The organism is Clostridium sp. NSJ-49 (genome assembly GCF_014287725.1).
GTDB lineage: Bacteria > Bacillota > Clostridia > Clostridiales > Clostridiaceae > Clostridium > Clostridium disporicum_B.
Map to the genome: position 1 here is coordinate 1 of NZ_JACOOP010000097.1, position 3,163 is coordinate 3,163.

Here is a 3,163-nt window from a genome sequence, read left to right on the forward strand (position 1 = left end):
AAAAATATAAAATTCATGTGCAATTTTCAGAGAACAAAATTCTTTGAAATGAGATTCTAACTAAATCGAAGATTTAGAGAATCATAGCATCAGGTGATGATGGCGTAGAGGAAACACTCCTTCCCATTCCGAACAGGAAAGTTAAGCTCTACAGCGCCAATGGTACTGCACGGGAGACTGTGTGGGAGAGTAGGACGTTGCCTGGTTAGTAGAAACACTTAAGTTTATCTTAAGTGTTTTTTTGTCGTATAAAAATAATTTTTAATTATTAATGATAAATATTAGAGTATGTATCAATAAAATATAATGTAAATATTGGAAATTTGTTGTCTTAATTGTATAATATATTTATAAAATAAATTTTGGAGGTGAATCATGAAAAAAATAATTACAGGTATATTAAGTATGTTATTAATTTTTATGGTTGGTTGTAGTAATAATAAAGTAACTTATGAAGAAAAAGAGATAAGATTAATTACGCCAGATGGATTGCCTAGTATAGCTATAAGTAAGGCTATGGAAAATAATAAAACTATAAAACATATAACTATAAATTATGATGTTCAAAAAACATCTGATTTGTTAGTTTCAGAACTTATGAAAGGTGAAGCTGAGTTAGCGATAATTCCATCAAATTTAGCTCTTCAAGCTTATAAAAAAGGTTTAGATTATAAAATAGTTGGAACAATTGGATGGGGATCACTTTATTTAGTATCTGAGAATAATATTAATGATTTAGGTGAATTAAAAGGTAAAGAAATATATAATACAGGAAAAGGACTAACGCCTGATATAATTTTTAAAGAAATATTAAAGAATAATAATATATCAGAAGAAGAAGTAAATTTTTCATATGTAGGAGCCGCATCGGAATTAGCACCATTAGTTGCTACAGGAAAAGCAGAATATGCAGTAGTTCCTGAGCCAGTATTATCTACAGTTATGAGTAAGAATCCCAATATAAAGATAATATTAAATTTAAATGAAGAGTGGGCGAAATTTAATGATGTCAAAGAAGGATATCCACAATCAACTTTAGTGATAAAAGAAGAATTCTTTAATGAAATTAAAGATAGTGGAGTATATGAAGAATTAATCAATAGTTTTAAAGAGTCAGAAGAGTTTGCAGTTAATAATCCACAAGAAACAGCAACTATATGTGAAGATTTGGGGATAACTGTTAATAAAGATGTTATAAATGAATCTATGAAGAATAGTAATTTAAGATTTACTGATATAAGCAATTGTATGGAAGAATATAATGTATACTTTAGTACAATAGATACAGAAAGCAAAGGAGAAAATAATGAGTACAAGCCATTATTCGTTGAAAAACAATAAGTATATTATATTTTCAATTGTAATAATACTTTTAATATGGCAGGTTACATCAATATATATAGGCAATAGATTACTGTTTCCATCTGTAACGGATGTAATAAAGAGTATGATAGAAATAGTAACTCAATATAATTTTATAACTATAATCTTCTATAGTATAATTAGAGGAATAAAGAGTTTTTTTATATCACTTAGTGTAGGATTGATATTAGCTATATTAAGTTATTTTAATAAAATAGTATATAATTGTATATTACCTATTTTATCAATTATAAAGGCCGTTCCAACAATGGCCTTTATAGTTTTATTATTGATATGGACATCAAAAGATTATGCACCTATTATTATAGGGATAATGATTTCACTACCAATATTTTATGATGTTATATTAAATACAATAATGAATCTAGATAAAAATTTATTACAGATGTGTGATGTTTACGATATACCTACTAGAGATAAAATGAAAGATATTATTATGCCAATAGTTATTATTGAACTTGCTAAAGTATTAAGTTCAACTTTTTCTTTAATATTTAAAGTAGTAATATCAGGTGAAGTGTATTCTCAACCTAAATATGGAATAGGGGCAATAATTCAATTAGAAAAGATGCAGTTGAATACAGCTCATATAATTTCTTGGATAATAATAATAACAATAATATCTTATGTATTTGATTTGCTTTTTAAGGTTATAGATAAAAGATATATACATAAAGGGAGATAAGATGTTTATTAAAGATGTAAATGTCAAATATGATAATAAAGTTATATATGATAATTTCACAATAGAGTTTGAAGATGAAAAAATTAATTGTATAGTAGGGGCTTCAGGATGTGGCAAGACAACATTATTAAATTGTATTTGTGAGAAGTTGATTAAAAAAAATATTAAGGTTGCATATGTATTCCAAGAAGATAGGTTACTACCTTGGAAAAATATATTTGACAATTTAAAGCTAGTTATAAAAAGTAAGTGTGGAAAAGAAGAAGTAAATAATAGAATAGAAGATATTTTAAATGTTTTAGAGATAAGTGAAACAAAATTTTTATATCCTAATGAGTTAAGTGGAGGAATGAAACAAAAAGTTAATATTGCAAGAGCGTTAATATATGATTTTGATGTTTTGTTATTAGATGAACCTTTTAGATCTTTAGATATGAAAATAAAAAATAAGGTAATAGATTTAATACGAACAATAAACAAAGAGAAAAAAATAACTATTATTTTAGTAAGTCATGATAAAGATGAGATAAAATCATTAACAGACAGGGTGTTTTTATTAAAAGGAAGTCCTGTAGAAATAATAGAAAAAGGCAATAAAACGATTGTTGATAATATATTTAGCAGTATTATTCGATAATAGAGATACTGCTTTTTTATTTGCAATTTTTTTTGGAAAAACTGTTGACATATAAGCCGATAAAGTGTTAAGATAAATCTCGTCGCTGATGCGAAACAATAAAAACACAAGATAAAAAAGTGTTTGACAGTTGTTTTGATAGGTGATAAGATAAGTCTCGTTGCTAACGAAACTAAGTCAAAAAAACTTTGAAAAAAGTTGTTGACATAAAGTTGAGTGAGTGATAAGATAAGGAAGTCGCTTGAAGCGATAACAAAATATGGTCTTTGAAAATTGAACAGAATATAGTTAAAATAAATCCAGCAATTCTTTTGAGAGTCTATTTAAAAAGACTCAAAGTAATTTGAGCAACAGATTAAACTTTTTATTGAGAGTTTGATCCTGGCTCAGGACGAACGCTGGCGGCATGCCTAACACATGCAAGTCGAGCGAGCTGATCCCTTAGGGGTGAAGCTAGC

Annotated in this window: 3 protein-coding genes and 2 rRNA genes; all 5 read left to right on the forward strand. The window is 26.9% G+C overall.

Annotation, left to right across the window (positions count from 1 at the left end; translation table 11 throughout):
• Positions 1 to 89 precede the first annotated feature (89 nt).
• Positions 90 to 206 (forward strand): 5S ribosomal RNA (gene rrf, locus H8S10_RS17740).
• Positions 207 to 375: 169 nt separating this feature from the next.
• The gene (locus H8S10_RS17745; protein WP_186839735.1) at positions 376 to 1,341 is read left to right on the forward strand and encodes an ABC transporter substrate-binding protein; all 966 of its coding nucleotides are present in this window, start codon (positions 376 to 378) and stop codon (positions 1,339 to 1,341) included.
• Complete coding sequence (locus H8S10_RS17750) at positions 1,307 to 2,068, forward strand: ABC transporter permease subunit (RefSeq protein WP_055268514.1); 762 nt, start codon at positions 1,307 to 1,309, stop codon at positions 2,066 to 2,068. The genes H8S10_RS17745 and H8S10_RS17750 overlap by 35 nt, the downstream gene beginning before the upstream one ends.
• Before the next feature lies 1 nt (position 2,069).
• Complete coding sequence (locus H8S10_RS17755; RefSeq protein WP_186839736.1) at positions 2,070 to 2,705, forward strand: ATP-binding cassette domain-containing protein; 636 nt, start codon at positions 2,070 to 2,072, stop codon at positions 2,703 to 2,705.
• Positions 2,706 to 3,068: 363 nt separating this feature from the next.
• A 16S ribosomal RNA gene (locus H8S10_RS17760) occupies positions 3,069 to 3,163 on the forward strand; the annotation flags it as partial.

Excerpts from the sequence above, each read along its gene's own strand:
- H8S10_RS17750 (WP_055268514.1), top strand. The coding sequence starts at position 1,307 with ATGAGTACAAGCCATTATTCGTTGAAAAACAATAAGTATATTATATTT.
- H8S10_RS17755 (WP_186839736.1), top strand. The coding sequence starts at position 2,070 with ATGTTTATTAAAGATGTAAATGTCAAATATGATAATAAAGTTATATAT.
- H8S10_RS17745 (WP_186839735.1), top strand. The coding sequence starts at position 376 with ATGAAAAAAATAATTACAGGTATATTAAGTATGTTATTAATTTTTATG.